The organism is Streptosporangium vulgare (genome assembly GCF_042428775.1).
Lineage (GTDB): Bacteria > Actinomycetota > Actinomycetes > Streptosporangiales > Streptosporangiaceae > Streptosporangium > Streptosporangium vulgare.
This window is the reverse complement of sequence record NZ_JBHMBS010000001.1, coordinates 522,443-542,913: the sequence shown is the minus strand read 5'-3', so window position 1 is coordinate 542,913 and position 20,471 is coordinate 522,443. Positions and strand designations below refer to the sequence as shown.

Below are 20,471 nucleotides of genomic sequence, written 5' to 3'. Positions count from 1 at the left end.
CTATCCCGAATGTCAACGTGAATCCGGGGTACTCGCCACCACATGACCGATTCTCAGGGGATCATCGGAGCCCGCTACCGCCTGCTCGAACGCATCGGCCGAGGAGGCATGGGAACGGTCTGGAGAGCGCGCGACGAAGTGCTGGGCCGCGAGGTCGCGGTGAAGGAGGTCATCCCCTCCCCCGACCTCACCGGTCCCGAACGCGAGGTCTTCACCGTACGGACCCTCAGGGAGGCCCGTGCCGCCGGCCGGATCGGGCACCCGGGGGTGGCGACGGTCTACGACGTGATCGAGGAGTACGGGCGTCCCTGGATCGTCATGCAGCTGGTCGACTCCCGCACGCTCGGAGCGGTGATCAGGGAGGACGGGCCGCTGCCGCCGATGCGGGTGGCGCGGATCGGGCTGGAGGTGCTGGGCGCGCTGCTCGCCGCCCACCACGCGGGCGTCCTGCACCGCGACGTGAAGCCGGACAACGTGCTGATCGCCGCGGACGGGCGGGCCGTGCTCACCGATTTCGGCATCGCCGTCCTGGAGGGCGACTCGTCGATCACCAGGACCGGTTCGCTCATCGGCACCCCGGCGTTCATCGCGCCGGAGCGGGCGAGCGGCGGGCCGGCCGAGTTCGCCTCCGACCTGTGGTCGCTCGGCGTGACGCTCTACGTGGCCGTCGAGGGCCGCTCCCCCTTCGAGCGGGCCCACCCGCTGGCGACGCTCAGCGCCGTCATGCACCAGGAGCCGTCACCGATGCGGTTCGCCGGACCGCTCGCCCCGGTGATCTACGGCCTGCTCCACAAGGATCCCGCGCGGCGCATGTCCGCCCGCGAGGTGCAGATCCAGCTGACCTCGCTGGTGAACGGGACCGTGCCGCAGGCGACCATGCCCATCGAGATGCCCGCGGAACTGCCCGTCGAGCCTCCGGCCGAGGCGCGGGGCGGGCGGCCGACCGGGCCGTCCCCGGTGGTCCCCGTGGCCGCCGCGATCCCGGAGGGCGCTCCCACCACTCCGGCCGGGGCCGTACCGCCCCTGCCGCCCGCGGCGACCTGGTCCGGCCCCGAGTCCGAGCCGGACCCGGCCTTCGCCTCCCCGAGGCGGCGCCCGGCGATGGCCGCGCTGGTCGCGACGGCGCTCGCCGTCGCCGTGACCGCGGGAGGGCTGGCGTGGGTCGCCGCCAACCCCTCGTCCCAGGGTCCGAAGGAACCGCCGACCTCGTCGAGCGTGGCGCCCGAGGAGAAGCGTTCGGGTGACCCCGAGCAGGCGAAGGTGCCCGCGCGGAACGACCCCACGCGCGACGGCGGGGGCGGGACCTCGGAGCGCCCGGCCCCGGAGAGGCCGGGGAACGGCGACCCCGCGCCGCAGGACAGGCCTACGGGCAAGCCCTCGTCCAAGCCGACGGGCGAACCGTCACAGGCGCCCCCGGAGAAGCCGGAGGAGGACCCCGCCGACCAGGGACCGGACGAGGGCCCGGGCGACGGGGGCAGCGGCGGTGGCGGGGGCGACGAGGGCTCGGGCCAGGACGACGCGCCGGGTGAGGGGCAGCAGGGCGACTCTCCCGACCAGGTCGATCCCGGCGCCGGGGCGGTCGCGCCCGACACGAACGCCGGGGGCGAGGCGGCGAAGGCCGGGACGGAGGCCGGGGCGAGGCCCGTGAGGGCCGGGGCGACCGGCTGAACCGACCACGACGAGGGGACGACCGGCGACGGGACCGGGGAAAGCCCGAGCACGCGCGACGAAGCCGGCCGAACCCGGTGAGCGGCGGACCGCGCTAGGACTCGGCGGCGACGATCTCCAGGGCGCGGGCCAGATCGTCGGGGTAGGCGGTGCTGAAGGAGACCCACTCGCCGGTGGAGGGATGCTCGAAGGCCAGCGAGACCGCGTGCAGCCACTGCCGGCTCACCCCCAGGCGCGCGGCCAGGGTGGGGTCGGCCCCGTACAGCATGTCGCCCACGCACGGGTGGCGCAGCGCCGACATGTGGACCCGGATCTGGTGGGTGCGGCCCGTCTCCAGCTTGATGTCCAGCAGCGACGCCGCGCGGAACGCCTCGATCGTGTCGTAGTGGGTGACCGAGTCCTTGCCCCCGGCCACGACCGCCCAGCGGCCGTCCCCGACGGGGTGGCGGTCGATCGGCGCGTCCACGGTGCCGCGGTGCGGGTCGGGGTGGCCCTGGACCAGCGCGTGGTAGCGCTTGTCGACCGTACGCTCCTTGAAGGCCCGCTTCAGGTGGGAGTAGGCGTGCTCGCTCTTGGCGACGACCATCGCGCCGGTGGTGTTGGCGTCCAGCCGGTGCACGATGCCCTGGCGCTCGGCCGCGCCGCTGGTGGCCACCCGGTGGCCGGTGCCCAGCAGGCCGCCGATCACGGTGGGCCCGGTCCAGCCGGTGGTCGGGTGGGCGGCCACGCCGATGGGCTTGTTGACGACGACGATGTCGTCGTCCTCGTACACGATGTGCATGCCGGGCACCGGCTCGGCCACCGGCATCGGCGTGGTGGGCGGCGGCGGGAGGGTGACCTCCAGCCACGCGCCGCCGTGGACCCGGTCGGACTTGATCGCGGTCGAGCCGTCCACCAGCACGTCGCCGGCGACGATCAGCTCGGCCGCGCGCGTGCGGGAGAGGCCGAACAGGCGTGACAGGGCGGCGTCGAGGCGCTCGCCCTCCAGCCCGTCGGGGACGGGGAGGCTTCGCCGGTCAGCCATCGCTGTTCTCCTTCGTTTCCTGTGTGCTCTTCGTGTCCCGCGTGGTCTTCGCGGCTCCCGTGTCGCGCGTGCCGTCGATCTGGTAGCCCCGCCAGGCGAGGAGGACGGCGAGGATGCCGCCGCAGACGATCGCCGAGTCGGCGATGTTCCAGACCGGGAAGTGGCCGGGGAAGGTCTCGATGAAGTCGACCACGTGCCCCTGGAGCGGGGAGGGCCTGCCGGGACCGAAGCCCGAGGGCCAGCGGAAGATCCGGTCGGTGAGGTTGCCGAGCGCCCCGCCGAGCAGCAGGCTCAGCGTGATCGCCCAGGGCAGGCTGCGCAGGTTGCGCGCGGTGCGCAGGATCGCCACCACGACGGCGGCCGCGACACAGGTGAAGACGATCGTCATCCCGGTGCCGAGACTGAAGGCGGCCCCCGAGTTGAAGATCACCCGGAACTGGAGGAGGTCCGGGATGACCACGAGCGGTTCCCTGCCCTCCAGGGTCCTCAGCACGAGCGTCTTCGTGGCGAGGTCGAGGGCGTAGACGATGGGGACGATCGTCGCGAGCACGGCGATCCGCCGCCGCCTCGGGAGCGGGGCGGCCGGAACCGCCCCCTCCTCGGTGTCGCCGGTCAGCGGCGCTCCTCCCGCTGCTTGCAGGCCACGCACAGCGTCGCCCTCGGAAACGCCTGCAGGCGCTCCTTTCCGATCGGCTGATGGCACGATTCGCACACTCCGTAGGTCCCCGCGTCGATCCGGGCGATCGCTCGCTCGTTCTGCGCGACCAGGTCGCGCGAGTTCAGGGTAAGGGCGATTTCGCGCTCACGTTCATACGTCCGGGCTCCGGCGTCGGCCTGATCGTCTCCCGCACCGTCGGTGACGTCGCTGGACGCGATCTCCGTCTCGGCCTTCGCGATCTCCGCGGTGAGCTCGTGGATCTCCGCGGTCAGCTGCCCGCGGACCTCCTTGAGCTCCTCGGCCGACCAGGTGACGACGGCGCCGTCCTGGGACGGCGCCACCGGGCTGTTGTCTGCGCGCACGGTCGCGGCCATGGCGGCCTCCTTGCTCGATGGACCGTCTCCAATGTGGTAAACGGTGCGGGCAGCTTAGGTCTCCCATAACAGAACGGCAAACGACCCGCCGCAATCTTTACCACTCCCGTAACATCCGGTCGCTTCCCCCTGATTCCGCCCAGCAGACCTCAATACGGGGAAGCTTCCGGGGGGCGGGTGCGTTATCGTGTGAGCCTGCAAGGCGTTGATGGGGACAGCAACCTCCGCATCACCTCGCACGAGCGACCCGGGGACGGTGCGAGCCCGGGGCGAGGCGCGAAGGCACGATCACCCCGGAGCCGCCGGAAGAACGGCCGCGACGACCCGCCAGAGGCCCGCGGCGGCCCAGTAGACCCGGCAGCAGACCGAAGGAAGAGGGCCTTCCGCGTTCTCGCGAAGGTCAAGGAGGGTGGTACCGCGGGGCCCGACGGCCTCGTCCCTCCACGCCACAGCCGTTTCCAGCGTGGAGGTTCCAGCCCATCATGTCCGCCTATTTCCGTTCTCTGCCTGCGCAGGTCGATCTTCCCGCGCTTGAGCACGAGGTTCTCGACCGCTGGCGGGACGGCAAGGTCTTCGAGCGCTCGGTCGAGCAGAACGCCGGCGGTCCCAACTGGGTCTTCTACGAGGGTCCGCCCACCGCCAACGGCATGCCCGGCGTCCACCACGTCGAGGCCCGCGTCTTCAAGGACCTCTTCCCCCGCTACAAGTCGATGCGCGGCTTCAACGTGCCCCGCAAGGCGGGCTGGGACTGCCACGGGCTGCCCGTCGAGGTCGCCGTCGAGAAGGAACTCGGCCTCTCCGGCAAGAAGGAGATCGAGGCGTACGGCATCGCCGAGTTCAACGACAGGTGCCGCGAGTCCGTGCTGAAGCACGTGGACGCCTTCGAGGAGATGACCGAGCGGATGGGGTACTGGATCGACCTGTCCCAGGCCTACCGCACGATGGACCCGGCCTACGTGGAGTCCGTCTGGTGGTCGCTCAAGGTCATCTTCGACAAGGACCTGCTGACCCGCGACTTCCGCATCACCCCGTACTGCCCCCGCTGCGGCACCGGCCTGTCCGACCACGAGCTGGGCCAGCCGGGCGGCTACGAGACCGTCACCAGCCCGTCGGTCTACGTCCGCATGCCCGCGACCTCGGGGCCGCTCGCCGACCTCGGCGCCTCGCTGCTGATCTGGACCACCACGCCGTGGACCCTGGTCTCCAACACCGCCGTGGCCGTCCACCCCGACGTGACCTACGTCGCGGCCCGCCCAGCCGGGTCCGACGAGGTCCTGGTGGTGGCCGAGCCGCTGCTCGCCGCCGCGCTGGGCGAGGGCGCCGAGGTGCTGGCCGCCTTCCAGGGCGCCGACCTGGAGCACACCGCCTACACGCGCCCGTTCGAGCTGGTCGACATCCCCGGCGCGCACTACGTGGTGCTCGGCTACTACGTCACCACCGAGGACGGCACCGGCCTGGTCCACCAGGCGCCCGCCTTCGGCGCCGACGACATGACGACCTGCAAGCGGTACGGGCTGCCCGTGGTCAACCCGATCGGCCCCGACGGCCGGTTCCTCGACAGCGTGCCCCAGGTCGGCGGGCAGTTCTTCAAGGACGCCGACGAGGGGCTCACCGCCGACCTGCGCGAGCGCGGCCTGCTCTACCGGGGCAGCCACTTCGAGCACAGCTACCCGCACTGCTGGCGCTGCCACACCGCGCTGCTCTACTACGCCCTCCCCGCCTGGTACATCCGCACCACCGCGATCAAGGACCAGCTCCTCGCCGAGAACGAGAAGACCAGCTGGTACCCCGAGACGATCAAGTGGGGCCGGTTCGGCGAGTGGCTGCGCAACAACGTCGACTGGTCGCTGTCGCGCTCGCGCTACTGGGGCACCCCGCTGCCCCTGTGGGTGTGCACGGCCGACGAGTCCCACGTCACCTGCGTCGGCTCGCTGGACGAGCTGGGCCGCCTGTCCGGCCAGGACGTCTCCGCGCTCGACCCGCACCGCCCCTACGTGGACGACGTCACGCTACCCTGCCCCACCTGCGGCAACGAGGCGCGCCGGGTGCCCGACGTGATCGACGCCTGGTACGACTCGGGCTCGATGCCGTTCGCCCAGTGGGGTGCCCCGTACCTGAACGAGGAGATGCTGGAGAAGGCCTACCCCGCGCAGTTCATCTGCGAGGCCACCGACCAGACCCGCGGCTGGTTCTACTCGCTGATGGCGGTCGGCACGCTCGTCTTCGGCAGGTCCTCGTACGAGAACGTGCTCTGCCTCGGCCTCATCCTGGCCGAGGACGGCCGCAAGATGAGCAAGCACCTGGGCAACGTGCTCAAGCCGATGCCTCTGATGGACCAGCACGGCGCCGACGCGCTGCGCTGGTACATGGCCTGCTCCGGCTCGCCGTGGGCGGCCCGCAGGGTGGGACACGGCGCCCTGGAGGAGATCGTCCGCAAGGTCCTGCTCACCTACTGGAACACCACGTCGTTCTTCACCCTGTACGCCAACACCGAGTCCTGGTCGCCGTCCCGGCTCTCCGAGGCGCCCGCGTACGACGAGCGCCCGCTGATCGACCGGTGGGCCCTCGCCGAGCTGCACCGGACCGTGGCCGAGGTCACCGCGTCGCTGGACGTCTTCGACACCGCCCGCGTCGGACGGCGCCTCGCCGAGTTCCTCGACGACCTGTCCAACTGGTACGTGCGCCGCTCCCGGCGCCGCTTCTGGACCGGCGACCCCGCCGCGTTCGCCACGCTGTACGAGTGCCTGGAGACCGTCACCCGGCTGATGGCACCGGTGGTGCCGTTCACCACCGACTACGTGTGGGACGTCCTCCGCGACACCGGCGCCCCCTCCTCGGTCCACCTGGCCACCTGGCCCGAGGTCAACGGCGAGCTGCTGGACCCGGAACTGTCCGAGCGGATGGCGCTGGTCCGCCGCCTGGTGGAGCTGGGCCGCTCGGCCCGCGCCTCCAGCGGGGTCAAGACCCGCCAGCCGCTCGGCCGCGCCCTGGTCGGCGCCCCCGGCTGGGCCGCGCTCTCCCCGGAGCTGCGCGAGCTCATCGCCGACGAGCTCAACGTGAAGGACCTGGAGGACCTGTCCGGGATCGGGGCCGACCTGGTGTCCTTCACCGTGAAGCCCAACTTCCGGGCGCTGGGCAGGCGGTTCGGCTCGCGGACCAAGCTGGTCGCCTCGGCCGTCACCGCCGCCGACCCCGCCGAGCTCGCCCGCGCGCTCCGCACCGGCTCGCCGGTCTCGGTGGAGGCGGGAGAGCTGGGCACCGTGGAGCTCGGCGCCGACGACGTGATCGTCACCGAGCAGCCCAGGTCCGGGTGGGCGGTGGAGGCCGGCGCCGGTGAGACCGTCGCCCTCGACCTCACCATCACCGACGAACTGCGCCGCTCGGGCCTGATCCGCGACGTCATCCGCCTGCTCCAGGACACCCGCAAGTCCACCGGACTGTCGATCACCGACCGGATCGACGTGTGGTGGTCCACCGGCGACGCCGACCTGGCCGAGGCCCTGCGGACCCAGGGACAGTCGGTGGCCGACGAGGTCCTCGCGGTCTCCCTCACCGAGGGCGGCGCCGACGACCTCCCCGCCCACAGCGACGCCGAGCTGGGCCTGACCTTCCAGCTCCGCCGCACGACGGCGACGGTCTGACCTGCCCCGGACGGGTCTGACCGTCGAGACCGGTCGGCCCGTTCGGTCAGGCCCGATCAGTCAGACCTGTTCGGTCAGGCCCGATCAGTCAGACCTGTTCGGTCAGGCCCGATCAGTCAGACCTGTTCGGTCAGGTCCGCCTGGTCAGACCTGTTCGGAGCGGCCTGGGAAGGGCACGAGATCGGACACGGCCGGGGTCCCGGGGATTGTTCGTCCCCGGGACCCCGGCCGTCCTGGTTCAGGATTCCCGGCCCGCGACTCCTGGTCACGGCTCACGGCTCCTGCCCGCGACTCCTGGTTCACGACGATGACCGGCCCGATGCCCGGGTGACCCGAAGGTGGCCGGCCCGGCGCGGTCAGCTCACGTACGGCGGTCGATCCGGCAGATCGGGCAGTTGCTCAGACCGGCCTTCTCGGCCTCGGCCCGGGACATGGTCTCGATGCCGCTGCCGCCTATGCTGGCGCCCTTGACCAGGGGGCAGTCGGAGTCGTGGAAGCGTCGGGCGCCGACGATGACCGTGACCGTCTCGCCGTCCGCCTCCCGCCCCTGGGGCTCGGGACGCGGCCCGGCGGGCGAGGTGTCGTCGCCACGGCCATCGGGGGCGTCACGGTCGTCGGGGGCGTCACGGCCGTCGGGGGAGGAACCGGTGGCGGGTTCCTCCGCCACCGCGGCCTTGGGCTCGGGCTTCGCGGAGGTGGAGTCGGCCGCTACCTGCCGCCCGGCGCGCCCGGGTGCGGTCTCGGCCGGCTCCACCGGCTCGGGGGTGCCGCCCCCGGCGGTGGCCTCCCGCCCGGGACCCGAGGGATCCGGGGAGGCGTCCCGCCCGGCGGCGGTCGTGGTCTCCACCTTCGTGGCGGCCTCCGCCTCCGTGGAGGAGGTACCGCCCGCGGACACGGCCTCGGCGGGGGCCTTCCCGTCGGGGCGCTCAGTGGTGGCGGAGCCCGTCTTGGCCGGTCCGCTCCTGGCGGGCTCGGCCTTCGCCGTCTCCGTCTTCGTGGCCGGACGGGGGTTGGCGGGCCTGGTCGGCTCGGCCTCGGCGGGCTCGGGTTCGGTGGCCCCGGGCTTCGCGGGCACGGCCCCGGAGGTCTCTGGCTCGGTGGCCCCGGAAGTCCCTGGCGCCTCGGCCCGGCTCGCGGAGGCGGCTTCAGCGGACGTCCCCGAGGAGCCAGAGGCGCTGGGCCCGCTCTCGGCGGACCGGGCCGGGCCGGGCTTCGCGGCCTTGGCCCCGGCCTGCGCGGCGGTGTCCGCGGGCCCGGCGGAGGTCTCCGTGCTCTCCTGCCCGGACGCCCGCGCGACCACGTCGCGGCTGAACCAGCTGGTGGCCTCGGACGCGGCGTGCGGGATCTCGGGGATCCGCGGCAGCTGGATCGCGGCCGGGCGGGGCGGCTGCTCCGCGGGGCGCGCCGGCTGCTCCTTCGGGCGGGTCGAGGAGCCTGCGGGCTCCTGGGGCCGCGCCTGCGACTCGGGAGACTGGACGTAGGGCCGGGCGACCGGGACGACGGGCTCCTGCGGGGACCGGCGGTCCTCCTGCTCCTGCGGGGAGCGCCGGGCCTCCTGGCGGGACTCGGTGCTCTCGCGCCCGGCCCCGGAGACTTCCGGCCCGGTGGCGGGTGCGGCGTCGCGTCCGGCGGCCGGAGAAGTCGGAGACGCCGAGGACACCGGAGACGCTGGGGGCACCGGAGACTCAGCCCTGGTCTGCGAGGTCTCGGCCCCGGGCCGCTGGGACTCGCGCCGCTGGGACTCCGACCGCTGAGGTTCGGGCCGCTGGTAGTCGGGCCGCGAGGACTCGGGCCGCGCTCCGGGGGCCTGCTGCCCGCCGGACGGGGCCGCGGACTGCGCGGACTGCGCGGGGGGTCGCACGGGGCGGTAGGGGGCGGTGAAGCGGGCGGTGGCCTCCTGGGGGCCCGGCTCGCGGGCGTCACCGGGGGAGCCCGGCTCGTGGGAGACGTTCGGCGACGCTTCCGGCTCGCGTGCCCCGGGTGAGGTCTCCCGTGTCTGGGTTCCGAAGGTTCCGGAGGTTGCGGAGGCACCGGAGGTGGAGTCGACCGGCAGGCACGTGGTGCAGGGCGTGAAGCCCTCCTCCCGCGCCTCCTCGTAGGTGAGCTCCTCGTGCTCCCTACCGGCCAGCTGGCGGCATCCCGCGACGTGGTAGCGCTTGCGGCCGGGGATGACCAGCACGATCGCCTCGGGGTCCAGGGCGCCCCGCCTCGCCGCGGCGGCGGTGGCCGGCGCGGCCACCGGGCCGCGTCGCGGCTGGGTCGGAGCGGCGGGCACCTGCTGCATCCCGTGCCGCACCACCATCTGCTGTGGCGCGGACGGCTGGTTCGGCATCTGGGCCGGCACACCGTGCGGCCGGGCCGGCATGCCGTGCGGCGCGGGGAGTGGCCCGGCGGGCATCGGTCCCTTCGGAGGAAGGGGCGCGGAGGCCCCGGCACCCCCGCCGGGGAACAACTCGTGGCGGCGCAGCAACGCCCCGATCACCAGGAAGACTGCGGACAGCATGCTGACCGCGATCGACCAAATGACCAGAAATGGCTTGGCCAGCACGAACCCCGCGATGAGCAGGACGATGGCCGTGAGTACCAAACCGGCGCTGATGAGGATCACAGAGAGACTCCCGGATGCGGGTCAAAGGGATGACCCGACACCTTAGCGGCGGTCGTTGTGAGGACCGTCAACGCCCTGGAAGGCGCCGGAATGCTGCGAGGGGTCGCCGCCGAACGGGTTGGGCGCGCTCTGGAGGGTCGGCTGACCGCCCTGAGGCACCGCGTGGGACATGGCCGGAGGCCCGCTCACGATCGGGAACCCGCCGCTGCCCTCGGCAGCCACGTTCAGCTCGGCGAGCTGGTTCTCCAGGTACAGCTTCAGACGGCTGCGGTACTCGCGCTCGAAGCTGCGAAGCTCCTCGACCTTGCGCTCCAGCTCGTCGCGGGTCTGCACCAGGGAGCCCATCGCCTGACGGTGCCGCTCCTGCGCGTCGCGCTCCAGCGTCTCCGCTCGGGCACGCGCGTCACCGATGACCTGCTCGGCCTGGCGACGTGCCTTGCCGAGGATGTCGTCGGCCTCGCGGCGCGCCCGGGTCACCGTCTCGTCCGCCTCCCGGCGGGCGTCGGCGATGGCCTGGTCGGCGGTCTGCTGCGCGAGGGCGAGCACCCGGGCCGCGGTGTCCATGTTGTCCTCGGCCGGAGGCATTCCCATTCCGACGGGAACGGGCTGCTGATGCTGCACCGGCTCGGGAGCGCGCATCGGCTCCGGCTGCTGCATCATCATCTCGGGCTTGGGCTCGGCGATGGGGGCGGGCGCCATGGCCATGCCCATACCGCCGGGGACCTTGCCCCGCAGGCACTCCGCCAGCTTGGCGCGGAGCTCCTCGTTCTCCTGTATGAGACGGTCCAACTCGGACTCGACCTCATCGAGGAAGGCGTCTACCTCTTCCTCGTCGTAACCCGGCCGAAGGCGGGTCGTACTGAATTGCTTGTTCCGCACGTCGGCGGGTGTCAGCGGCATTTCGGTCTCCTTGGCGCGCTTGGAGTCTGTCCGGGGGGACGGTACCCGATCAACGAAGCGCGGACACGAGTTGGATCAAGACCAAGACCACAATGAACAGCACTGTGAAGCTTAGGTCAAAGGCCACCGTACCCAACCGGAGTGGTGGAATGAAACGGCGGAGGAACTTGAGAGGTGGATCGGTCACCGTGTACACGGCCTCCGCCAGCACCAGGACGATGCCGGTGGGGCGCCACTGACGTGCGAACGCCTGCACCGTCTCAAAGATCATTCTGCCGATCAGCAGGATGAGATAGATGGACAGGACGAAGACCAAGATCCCGCTAACGATCCCCACGGTCCGTACCCGCCTCCACTCCGCTCTGCCGTCCTCTGTCCTGTCGGGACCTGTCGGGCCGGTCACTGTTCATGGTGGAACTCTAGCTCTGGTTGAAGAATCCGCGTTCCGCGATTCGGGCCTTGTCCTCGGCGGTCACCTCGACATTGGCTGGGGACAACAGGAACACCTTGTTGGTAACACGTTCGATGCTGCCGTGTAGGCCAAAGACCAGACCTGCCGCGAAATCGACGAGGCGCTTGGCGTCGCTGTCAACCATCTCGGTCAGGTTCATGATGACCGGCGTGCCGTCACGGAAGTGCTCGCCGATGGTCCGCGCCTCGTTGTACGTGCGGGGGTGGAGCGTGGTGATGCGCGCCAGATCGGTCGTGCGGCGCTCCAGGAGGGCCGTCGCGGGCCTCGGAGCGGGCACGCCGGGATCGGTGTCGTCCTGGAGGTCGTGGACCGTGCCAGGGCGTTCGTCGCCCTCGCGGCGAGCGTCGTCGAACTCCTCGTACTCGTCGTCGGGGTAGCTGTCGTATCTCTCGTAGCGGTCATCCTCAACAAGACCGAGGTAGACCGCCATCTTGCGCATCGCGCCGGCCATCGCTACTTCTTCCTCCGTCTTACTTCAGATGTGCCCGAGGGGGCCGGCCCGACCGCCTTGAGCTCACCACCGTTCGACCGTTGTCCGGATACGCGGACGCCAAGGTCCACTTGAAGGGACATTACCTGACGAAGGGCTTCCTGCGACCGAGCAACGCCGTACCAACACGCAGGTGTGTCGCACCGTTGGCGATGGCCTGGGACATGTCCCCGCTCATACCCGCCGAGATGACGCCGGCGCCCGGGTGGGCCTTGCGCACGGACCGCGCGATCTCCCGCAGCCTCGCGAACGCCTCGCCCGCCTCCTCGCCCAGTGGCGCGACCGCCATCACCCCACCCAGTTCGAGCCCCTCGGCTCCGGCGACGGCGTCGGCCAGGGCCTCCACGTCCTCGGGCCTCGCCCCGCCCCGCCCGGGATCGCCGTCGAGCGCGACCTGCACCAGGCAGGTGATGGAGCGTCCCGCCCCGAGCGCCTCCCTGCTGAGCGCGGTGACCAGGCGCGGGCGGTCGACCGAGTGGACGACGTCCGCGTAGCCGGCCACCGAGCGGACCTTGTTGGTCTGCAACTGGCCGACGAAGTGCCAGCGGAGACCGAGCCCGGCGCATTCGCGGGCCTTGGCGGAGGCCTCCTGGTCGCGGTTCTCCCCGACGTCGGTGATCCCGAGTTCGGCGAGGATCCGTACGTCGGAGGCGGGGTAGGTCTTGCTCACCGCGATGAGGGTGAGCTCCTCGCGGTGACGGCCGGCGGCCCGGCAGGCTTCGGCGATCTGCGCCTCGACCCGGGCCAGCCCGGCCGCGATCTCGTCACGTCGTGTTGTTTCCGTCACATCTCCGCCGCTCGGACACTGGCAAACCGGCGGGGCCCATTCTTCCCGGCACGGCCGGGCGGTCCGTCACCGCCCCCACCGTGAGAGACGTCACTTCAGGAAGTCGGGGACGTCCAGCTCCTCCTCCTGCTCCTCGAAGATCACCGGTCGGCGCCTGGCCGGGTCGGTGGCCCTGGCCGAGATCGGCGTCGGCTGCGAGGGCTCGGGAGCCGGGCGCGGGATCGACAGCGGCGGGGAGTGGGGCTCCTCCACCCGGTGCGGCTCGGCGTGCTCCGCCGAGGGCTGCGCCTGGTGGACCGGGTAGATCTGCTGCGGCTGGGGCGCCGGCTCCGCCTGGGAGGGCTGCGAGCTGGAGACCGGCCGCATCGGCGGGGGCGGCGCGTGCTCCACCCTGGGCTCGGGGCGAGGCTCGGGACGGGGCTCGGCCTTGACCGTGGGCGACAGCGGGCGGACCGGCGGGGCCGCGGAGGGCGGCGGGGCCTGGCGCGAGACGGCCTGCGGACGCGCGGCCGGCTGCGGGAGCGGCTTGGGCTCGGGAGCGGGCTCGTCGAACCCGGCCGCGATCACGGTGACGCGCACCTCGTCGCCGAGGGCGTCGTCGATGACCGTACCGAAGATGATGTTGGCGTCCGGCGCGGCGGCGGTGGAGACGAGCTGGGCCGCCTCGTTGATCTCGAACAGGCCGAGGTCGGAGCCACCGGCGATCGACAGCAGCACGCCGTGCGCGCCGTCGATGCTGGCCTCCAGCAGCGGGCTGGAGACGGCCATCTCGGCCGCCGCGACCGAGCGGTCGTCGCCGCGGGCGTGGCCGATGCCCATCAGGGCGGAGCCCGCCCCGGACATGACCGACTTCACGTCGGCGAAGTCGAGGTTGATCAGGCCGGGCGTGGTGATCAGGTCGGTGATGCCCTGGACACCGGAGAGCAGCACCTGGTCGGCCGCCTTGAAGGCGTCCAGCACGCTCACCTGCCGGTCGGAGATCGACAGCAGCCGGTCGTTCGGGATCACGATGAGGGTGTCGACCTCCTCGCGGAGGGTCTCGATGCCGGCGTCGGCCTGCATCGCCCTGCGCCGCCCCTCGAAGCTGAAGGGCCGGGTCACCACGCCGATGGTCAGCGCGCCGAGCGTGCGGGCGATGTTGGCCACCACCGGGGCGCCGCCGGTGCCCGTGCCGCCTCCCTCACCGGCCGTGACGAAAACCATGTCGGCCCCCTTGAGGACCTCCTCGATCTCCTCGCGGTGGTCCTCGGCCGCCTTGCGCCCGACTTCGGGGTTGGCTCCCGCGCCGAGGCCGCGGGTGAGTTCGCGCCCGACGTCGAGCTTGACGTCGGCGTCACTCATCAGCAGCGCCTGGGCGTCGGTATTGATGGCGATGAACTCGACGCCCTTGAGTCCCTCCTCGATCATCCGGTTGACGGCGTTGACTCCGCCTCCGCCGATTCCTACAACCTTGATGACCGCGAGGTAGTTCTGCGGTGCTGCCACGACGAGGGGCCTTTCCGCTCGTTGACTTGCAATTTCATGCGGCACGGGGCCCGTGCCGTCGTTTCCAAAACCCTCACCCTCAAGTTGAGATTTAGCTTTATGTCAACCTGAGGAGTGATACGGACAGTAGGAGTTGCGCTCCTGGCGGGTCAACTAACCGCGCCGCAGCGCGTTCAGCGTGTCGCGGGACCGCCCTTTTCCGGGAACGCTCCGGGAACGCCCGCCATCCGATGAGATCACCTGACCGTCACGACGTCAGGCGAACTGACGTCATAGGTGTCGGCCGGACGCTTGAGCAGCGTAACAAGGATCCGCGCCTTGTCCGCTGGACGGTCACCGCCGCCCCACACGACCGCGCGGCCGTCCTTGAGGCGCAGCGAGACCGTCTCCGCCGACGGCGCGAGCACCTCCGCGACCTTGCGGGCGAGATTCTCCGGCAACGCGGTGAGGACGGTGAGCGCCGCCACGGTCGCCGGATCCGCGGGTCCCGGGCGCGACACCCGCAGCACGGGCAGCGCCGGAGGCGCGACGTCCTTGACCTCGGTGACCATCCCGTGGCGGTCCATCAGCGCGGACCTCTCACCGACCGGCACCACCGCCACCGGCGAGCGCTCCACGACCTCGACACGCAGGGTGCCCGGCCAGGCGCGGCTCACCGTCACCGACTCGACCTGCGGGATCCTGCCGATCCTGCCCTCGACCTCGGCCACGTCGACGGTGGCGAGGGGCATGCCCGCGGGCACCTCCGCCGCCCGCCGGATCTGCTCCGCGGACAGGCCCGCGTTGCCGTCCACCTGGATCTCCCGCACCCCGAGCACCGGGGAGAAGAACACCAGCCACGCGGCGATGCCCACCACCCCCACGGTGAGCAGGGCCAGGAAGGCCGGCCGCCACACCCCGTTCATCGCCACTCCCCCTCGGGCGACCCGCGCCCGCCGACGTGGGTCACCGCGCGGCCAGCTCCGCCACGATCCTGGGGCCCAGCTCCGTCACGTCGCCCGCGCCCATGGTCAGGACGATGTCACCGGGCCTGGCCCGGCCCGCCACCAGTGCGGGCACGCCGTCGCGGTGGGGGGCGTAGGCCACCCGCTCCGCGGGCAGCGGCACCTTGCCCGCCACCAGTGCCCCCGACACGCCGGGCTCGGGATCCTCACGGGCTCCGTAGACGTCCAGGACGACGGCCTCGTCGGCGAGCCCGAGCGCGGCGCCGAACTCGTCGGCGAAGAACCTCGTGCGCGAGTACAGGTGCGGCTGGAAGACCGCGATGACCCTGCCGTCGCCGGAGAAGGACGCCACCACGTCCCGCGCCGCGCGCAGGTCGGCGGCGAGCTCGGTCGGGTGGTGGGCGTAGCTGTCGAAGACCGCCACCCCGCCCGCCTCCCCCTTCGCCTCGAAGCGGCGCTTGGCGCCGGTGAAGGCCGCCAGCCCGTCGCGGATCTCGTCGAAGGAGACGCCCAGCTCCTCCGCCACGGCGATGGCGGAGGCGGCGTTGAGCGCGTTGTGGCGGCCGGGCACCGCGAGCCTGACCTCACCGCGCCCCGCGATCGTGAAGGTGATGCCCAGCCCCTCGGGAACGATCCCGCTCACCCGCAGGTCGGCGTCCTCCGCCACGCCGTACGTGATCACCTTCAGCCCGCGCGCGCGGGCGATCGGGATGAGCGCGGCGGAGCCGGGGTCGTCGGCGCAGACGACCATGGTGGCGGTGACGCGCTCGACGAACCTGGCGAAGCTGTCGTGGACCGCGCGCGGATCGCCGTAGTTGTCCAGGTGGTCGGGCTCGACGTTGGTCACCACGGCGATGTCGGGGGCGAGCATCAGGAAGGAGCCGTCGCTCTCGTCGGCCTCGGCGACGAACACCCCGCCCGAGCCCTCGTCGGCGCCCAGGCCCGTCGTCACCAGCTGCCCGCCCACGCAGTAGGAGGGGTCGGCGCCGCACTTCTGCAGCGCCACGGTGAGCATCGAGGTCGTGGTGGTCTTGCCGTGGGTGCCGGCGAGCGCGACACCGGTCTTGCCCGCCATGACGGAGGCGAGCGCCGCGGCCCTGGGGATGACCCGCAGGCCCTGGCGGAGCGCCTCGCCCAGCTCGGGGTTGGAGTCGCGGATCGCGGTGGAGACCACGACGGTGTCGACGTGCTTGATGTGCGAGGCGGCGTGGCCGATGCTGACCCTCGCCCCCAGATCCCGCAGCTCCGTCACCATGTCCGAGCCCCGCGCGTCGCTGCCGGAGACCGGCACGCCCCGCTTGAGCAGGATGCGCGCGATCCCGGACATGCCGGAACCGCCGATCCCGATGAAGTGGACCCGTCCCAGGTCACCGGCCGCGACCGGATCCACCAGCTTGACCAGGCTCATCGGCCGCTCACCCCTCCTCGTGCGCCGCGCGGGCGTGTCCGCTCCGCGTCCGGCCCTCGTCCGCCTCCGGCGGCCTCGCGGTCGCCGCGCCGGATCCGCTCGGTGATCCCCTCCGCGGTCCCCGCGGTGATCCCCTCGGTGATCCCCTCGGTGCCCATTCAGCCCCTCCCCAGCGCCGCGATCTGCAACACCCTGCGTGCCAGCGTCACGTCGGCGTCCTTCCTGCCCATCCTGGAGGCCGCCTCCGACATGGTGACCACGCGCTCGGGGTCGGACAGGATGGGCAGCACGCTCCGGACGATCCACTCCGCCGACAGCTCCGCGTCGTCGATCATCAGACCGCCGCCGCCCTGCACGATCGGGGTGGCGTTGAGCCGCTGCTCGCCGTTGCCGTGCGGCAGCGGGATGTACGCGGCCGGCAGGCCCACGGCCGTCAGCTCGGCGCAGGTCATCGCGCCGCTGCGGCACAGGGCGAAGTCGGCCGCCGCGTAGGCCAGGTCCATCCGGTCGACGTACTGCAGCACGACGTACTGCGGGTCACCCGGCGGAGGCTCCTCCTCCAGGGTGTTCTTCGGGCCGATGACGTGCAGCACCTGCACCCCGGCCCTGCGCAGCGCGGGGGCGGCGGCGAGGGCCGCCTGGTTGAGGGAGCGGGCCCCCTGGGAGCCGCCGGTGACCAGCAGCGTGGGCAGGTCGGCCTCCAGGCCGAACCAGGACCGGGCCTTGTCGCCCATGGACAGCCGGTCCAGGTTCACGATCTCCCTGCGGAGCGGGATCCCGATGTGCTCGGCGCGGTTCAGGGGCGTGTCCGGGTGGCCGGTGAACACGTGCTCGGTGAGGCGCGCGCCCAGCCGGTTGGCCAGGCCGGGGCGCGGGTTGGCCTCGTGCACCACGATCGGCACGCCGCGCCGGCGCGCCGCGAGGTAGGCGGGGGTCGCCACGTAGCCACCGAAGCCGACCAGGACGTCGGCCCGGACCTGGTCCATGATGCCGGCGGCCGCGTTGATGGCACCCGCCAGGCGGCCGGGCACGCTCAGCAGCTGGGGCGTGAGGGCCCGGGGCAGCGGCACCGCGGGCACCAGTTGCAGGTCGTATCCCCGGGCGGGCACCAGCCTGGTCTCCAGACCGCGCTCGGTGCCGAGGCAGGTGATCCCGATGTTGGGGTCGAATTGGCGCAACGCGTCGGCCAGAGCCAGCGCCGGTTCGATATGACCGGCCGTCCCGCCACCGGCGAGGACCACCCTCATGTCGGTCCTTTCGCTTATCGTCTTCCGCGGCCCGGCCGTCGTTTCCCGGCCGGACCACCCAGGCCAAGCCAGCTTAGGCCCCGCGCCACCGGTCCGGGGCCATGGGCCGCGAGAGCCTCGCGGGCGCCGGGCTCCTGCTTGGCGAACGACAGGAGCATGCCGAGGGCCGCGAGGGTGGGCAGCAGGGCCGACCCACCGTAGGAGACCAGCGGCAACGGGATGCCGGTGATGGGCAGCACGCCGATGACCGCGCCGATGTTGACGATCGCCTGACCGGCGATCCAGGCGACCGCGGCGGCGGCGGCGAGCCGGACGAACGGGTCCTTGACCCTGGTCGCCACCCGCAGCCCCGCGTAGCCGAGCAGCCCGAAGAGGGCCACCACGACGAGCGTGCCCATCAGGCCGAGCTCCTCGCCGAGGATGGAGAAGATGAAGTCGCTCTCGGCGTGCGGGATCCAGCTCCACTTCTGCCTGCTGGAGCCCAGGCCGAGCCCGAACCAGCCACCGCTGCCCATCGCGATCTGCCCCTGCACGGCCTGGTAGCCGAGGTCCCGGGCGTTGCCCCAGGGGTCGAGCCAACCGGTGATCCGGTCCGAGCGGTATCCCTCCGTACTGATCATGACGATGGCCGCGAGCGCGGCCACCGCGAGGATCCCGCCGAACAGCTTCAGCGGCGCCCCCACCACCCACAGCAGCGACAGGAAGATCAGCATCAGCACCAGCGTGGTGCCCAGGTCGCTGCCCAGCATGACCATCACGGCCAGGATGGCGGTGCCCGGCATCAGCGGGATGAACAGGCTGCGCCACTCGATCAGGCCGTTGCGCGCCTTGCGGGCCAGCAGGTCGGCGCCCCAGAGCATCAGCCCGAGCTTGGCGGGCTCGGACGGCTGCAGGTAGATGGGGCCCAGGTCGATCCAGCGCTGGGCGCCGAGCTGGGAGGTGCCGACGAACAGCACCAGCACCAGCCCGAGGATCGACAGCGCCATCAGCGGGAGGCCGGCGAGCCTGAAGAACCTCGGCGGCAGCTGCGCGCAGATCCACATCAGCGGGAGGCCGAGCGCGGCCGAGATCGACTGCTTGAAGAACCAGTAGAAGGGGTCGCCCATCTCCTGCAGCGCCTCGATGCTGGAGGCCGACAGCACCATCATCAGGCCGAGGGTGAGCAGCAGCGCGCTGCACCCCAGGATCAGGTAGTACGAGGTCAGCGGCCGGTTGAGCAGCTCGCGGAAGGCGAGCAGGTGCTCGCGGAACCCGTCGGGGCGCGCGGGCGCCCCCTCCCGCGCGGGCGCGCCCTTGCGGGCCGGCGCCCCCTTGGGGGCGGGCGCCCCCTCCTGGGTCGTCGCGCTCACGCCGCTCCCCCGTCGTGCCCCTCGGCGAGACGGTGCACGGCCCGGGCGAACGCCTCCCCTCGGGCGGGGTAACCGGCGAACATGTCCAGAGAGGCGCCGGCCGGGGCCAGCAGCACGGTGTCTCCGGGGGCGGCGAGCCTGGCGGCTTCGGTGACGACACGGTCCATGACCCCAGTGTCTTGCCCCGCGACCTCCACCACCGGAACATTCCCGGCGTGTCGCGCCAGAGCCTCGCGAATTCGCTCGCGATCGGCGCCCAGGAGCACCGCGGCGCGCAGCCGGGGCGCGGCGCGGCGTACCAGCTCGCCGACGTCGGCGCCCTTGAGCTGCCCTCCGGCGACCCAGACGATCGACGGGTAGGCGGCCAGCGAGGCGGCGGCGGCGTGCGGGTTGGTGGCCTTGGAGTCGTCCACGTAGTCGACCTCGGCGACCCTGGCCACGTGCGCGATCCGGTGGGGGTCGGGCACGAAGTCCAGCAGTCCCTGGCGCACCGCGGCGGCGGGCACGCCGTAGGCCCTGGCCAGGGCCGCGGCGGCGAGCGCGTTGGCCACGTTGTGCGGGGCGAACGGGCGGACGTCGGCGAGCGAGGCGAGCTCCTCGGCGTTGCTGCGCGGCTCGGCCACGAACGCCCGGTCCACCAGCAGGTCCTCGACCACGCCCAGCTGGCCGGGCCGGGGCACCCCGAGGGTGAAGCCCACGCTCCGCACCACACCGGTGCTCCCGTACGGCGCGGCGAGGCGGGTCGCCCACTCGTCGTCGGCGTTGTGCACGACGGTCCCGGCCCTGGCGAAGATCTCCCCCTTGACGCGGGCGTACTCCTCCATGGAGCCGTGCCAGTCGAGGTGGTCGGGCGCCACGTTGAGCACCGCGGCCGCGTACGGGGCGATGCCCGGCGCGCGGTGCAGCTGGAAGCTGGACAGCTCCACCGCGAGCACGTCCGAGGGCCCGGTGACGGCCTCCACCACCGGGGTGCCGACGTTGCCGACGGCGAGCGCCCGGTGGCCCGCGGCCAGGAGCATCGAGGTGAGCATGCGCACCGCGGTGGTCTTGCCGTTGGTGCCGGTCAGCGCGAGCCAGGGGGCGGCGCCCTCGGGGCGGAGCCGCCAGGCCAGCTCGACCTCGCCGATCACCTCGATCCCGGCCGCCGCGGCGGCGGCGAGCAGCGGGTGGTGCGGCGGCCAGCCGGTGGTGACGATCAGGGAGGTGCCCGCGGGAGGTCCGGCGGGCTCGCCGAAGCGGACCTCGACGCCGAGCGCGGTCAGCTCGTCGGCGACCGCCCTGGCCCGCTCGCCGTCGCGGCCCTCCAGGACGACGACCTTCTCGCCGCGCCCGGCCATCGTGCGGGCCACGGCGACGCCCGAGACCCCCAGCCCCGCGACGCAGATCACGAGCCCTCCCCGGCCGCGCCCGACCGCT

Annotated in this window: 16 protein-coding genes; 2 read left to right on the top strand and 14 right to left on the bottom strand. The window is 72.5% G+C overall.

Translation table 11 applies throughout. The annotated features are described in order from the left end of the window. The first annotated feature begins 42 nt into the window (after positions 1 to 42). Positions 43 to 1,668 (top strand): serine/threonine-protein kinase, encoded by a 1,626-nt coding sequence (locus tag ACFFRH_RS02355; protein WP_344744464.1) that lies wholly within the window; start codon positions 43 to 45, stop codon positions 1,666 to 1,668. Between the two features lie 94 nt (positions 1,669 to 1,762). Here ACFFRH_RS02355 and ACFFRH_RS02350 read toward each other — a convergent pair whose 3' ends face one another. Genes ACFFRH_RS02350 through ACFFRH_RS02340 form a run of 3 tightly spaced genes read right to left on the bottom strand, consistent with a single transcriptional unit; the run spans position 1,763 to position 3,724 of the window. Beyond that, complete coding sequence (locus ACFFRH_RS02350; protein WP_344744465.1) at positions 1,763 to 2,692, bottom strand: RluA family pseudouridine synthase; 930 nt, start codon at positions 2,690 to 2,692, stop codon at positions 1,763 to 1,765. After that, positions 2,685 to 3,341 carry a signal peptidase II gene (locus ACFFRH_RS02345; protein ID WP_344744466.1) on the bottom strand — a complete coding sequence of 219 codons (657 nt, stop codon included), beginning with the start codon at positions 3,339 to 3,341 and terminating at the stop codon, positions 2,685 to 2,687. Before ACFFRH_RS02345 ends, ACFFRH_RS02350 begins: the two co-directional genes overlap by 8 nt. After that, the gene (locus ACFFRH_RS02340; protein WP_344744467.1) at positions 3,305 to 3,724 is read right to left on the bottom strand and encodes a TraR/DksA family transcriptional regulator; all 420 of its coding nucleotides are present in this window, start codon (positions 3,722 to 3,724) and stop codon (positions 3,305 to 3,307) included. The genes ACFFRH_RS02345 and ACFFRH_RS02340 overlap by 37 nt, the downstream gene beginning before the upstream one ends. A gap of 482 nt (positions 3,725 to 4,206) precedes the next feature. Between ACFFRH_RS02340 and ileS the strand changes: the two genes are divergently transcribed. After that, positions 4,207 to 7,365 carry an isoleucine--tRNA ligase gene (gene ileS, locus ACFFRH_RS02335; protein ID WP_386153724.1) on the top strand — a complete coding sequence of 1,053 codons (3,159 nt, stop codon included), beginning with the start codon at positions 4,207 to 4,209 and terminating at the stop codon, positions 7,363 to 7,365. 361 nt (positions 7,366 to 7,726) lie between these two features. Here ileS and ACFFRH_RS02330 read toward each other — a convergent pair whose 3' ends face one another. The 11 genes from ACFFRH_RS02330 to murD form a co-directional block, all read right to left on the bottom strand. Continuing rightward, complete coding sequence (locus tag ACFFRH_RS02330) at positions 7,727 to 9,973, bottom strand: hypothetical protein (RefSeq protein WP_386153721.1); 2,247 nt, start codon at positions 9,971 to 9,973, stop codon at positions 7,727 to 7,729. A 42-nt stretch (positions 9,974 to 10,015) separates the two neighbouring features. Continuing rightward, positions 10,016 to 10,873 carry a DivIVA domain-containing protein gene (locus ACFFRH_RS02325; RefSeq protein ID WP_329093103.1) on the bottom strand — a complete coding sequence of 286 codons (858 nt, stop codon included), beginning with the start codon at positions 10,871 to 10,873 and terminating at the stop codon, positions 10,016 to 10,018. A gap of 49 nt (positions 10,874 to 10,922) precedes the next feature. Beyond that, a complete protein-coding gene (locus tag ACFFRH_RS02320) occupies positions 10,923 to 11,210 on the bottom strand; it encodes a YggT family protein (RefSeq protein ID WP_344748313.1) in 288 nt (95 codons plus the stop codon). 82 nt (positions 11,211 to 11,292) lie between these two features. Further along, positions 11,293 to 11,796 (bottom strand): cell division protein SepF, encoded by a 504-nt coding sequence (locus ACFFRH_RS02315; RefSeq protein WP_329093101.1) that lies wholly within the window; start codon positions 11,794 to 11,796, stop codon positions 11,293 to 11,295. 121 nt (positions 11,797 to 11,917) lie between these two features. Beyond that, positions 11,918 to 12,622, bottom strand: a complete 705-nt coding sequence (locus tag ACFFRH_RS02310) for a YggS family pyridoxal phosphate-dependent enzyme (RefSeq protein WP_344748311.1) — start codon at positions 12,620 to 12,622, stop codon at positions 11,918 to 11,920. Between the two features lie 90 nt (positions 12,623 to 12,712). After that, positions 12,713 to 14,107, bottom strand: a complete 1,395-nt coding sequence (gene ftsZ / locus ACFFRH_RS02305) for a cell division protein FtsZ (protein WP_386153718.1) — start codon at positions 14,105 to 14,107, stop codon at positions 12,713 to 12,715. Between the two features lie 236 nt (positions 14,108 to 14,343). Next, the gene (locus tag ACFFRH_RS02300) at positions 14,344 to 15,012 is read right to left on the bottom strand and encodes a cell division protein FtsQ/DivIB (protein ID WP_386153715.1); all 669 of its coding nucleotides are present in this window, start codon (positions 15,010 to 15,012) and stop codon (positions 14,344 to 14,346) included. 40 nt (positions 15,013 to 15,052) lie between these two features. After that, a complete protein-coding gene (gene murC, locus ACFFRH_RS02295) occupies positions 15,053 to 16,459 on the bottom strand; it encodes a UDP-N-acetylmuramate--L-alanine ligase (protein ID WP_344748308.1) in 1,407 nt (468 codons plus the stop codon). 158 nt (positions 16,460 to 16,617) lie between these two features. Continuing rightward, positions 16,618 to 17,706, bottom strand: coding sequence for an undecaprenyldiphospho-muramoylpentapeptide beta-N-acetylglucosaminyltransferase (murG, locus tag ACFFRH_RS02290; protein WP_344748321.1), 1,089 nt, complete (start codon positions 17,704 to 17,706; stop codon positions 16,618 to 16,620). A 14-nt stretch (positions 17,707 to 17,720) separates the two neighbouring features. Beyond that, on the bottom strand, positions 17,721 to 19,055 hold the full coding sequence (gene ftsW, locus ACFFRH_RS02285) for a putative lipid II flippase FtsW (protein ID WP_386153711.1): 1,335 nt from the start codon (positions 19,053 to 19,055) through the stop codon (positions 17,721 to 17,723). Further along, positions 19,052 to 20,443, bottom strand: coding sequence for a UDP-N-acetylmuramoyl-L-alanine--D-glutamate ligase (gene murD / locus ACFFRH_RS02280; protein ID WP_386153708.1), 1,392 nt, complete (start codon positions 20,441 to 20,443; stop codon positions 19,052 to 19,054). The genes ftsW and murD overlap by 4 nt, the downstream gene beginning before the upstream one ends. Positions 20,444 to 20,471 lie beyond the last annotated feature (28 nt).

What these genes read in the sequence shown, in the direction of transcription:
- ACFFRH_RS02355 (WP_344744464.1), top strand. Translation starts at nt 43, where the DNA reads ATGACCGATTCTCAGGGGATCATCGGAGCCCGCTACCGCCTGCTCGAA.
- ACFFRH_RS02350 (WP_344744465.1), bottom strand. Translation starts at nt 2,692, where the DNA reads ATGGCTGACCGGCGAAGCCTCCCCGTCCCCGACGGGCTGGAGGGCGAG.
- ACFFRH_RS02340 (WP_344744467.1), bottom strand. Translation starts at nt 3,724, where the DNA reads ATGGCCGCGACCGTGCGCGCAGACAACAGCCCGGTGGCGCCGTCCCAG.
- ileS (WP_386153724.1), top strand. Translation starts at nt 4,207, where the DNA reads ATGTCCGCCTATTTCCGTTCTCTGCCTGCGCAGGTCGATCTTCCCGCG.
- ACFFRH_RS02325 (WP_329093103.1), bottom strand. Translation starts at nt 10,873, where the DNA reads ATGCCGCTGACACCCGCCGACGTGCGGAACAAGCAATTCAGTACGACC.
- ACFFRH_RS02315 (WP_329093101.1), bottom strand. Translation starts at nt 11,796, where the DNA reads ATGGCCGGCGCGATGCGCAAGATGGCGGTCTACCTCGGTCTTGTTGAG.
- ACFFRH_RS02300 (WP_386153715.1), bottom strand. Translation starts at nt 15,012, where the DNA reads ATGAACGGGGTGTGGCGGCCGGCCTTCCTGGCCCTGCTCACCGTGGGG.
- murC (WP_344748308.1), bottom strand. Translation starts at nt 16,459, where the DNA reads ATGAGCCTGGTCAAGCTGGTGGATCCGGTCGCGGCCGGTGACCTGGGA.
- murG (WP_344748321.1), bottom strand. Translation starts at nt 17,706, where the DNA reads ATGAGGGTGGTCCTCGCCGGTGGCGGGACGGCCGGTCATATCGAACCG.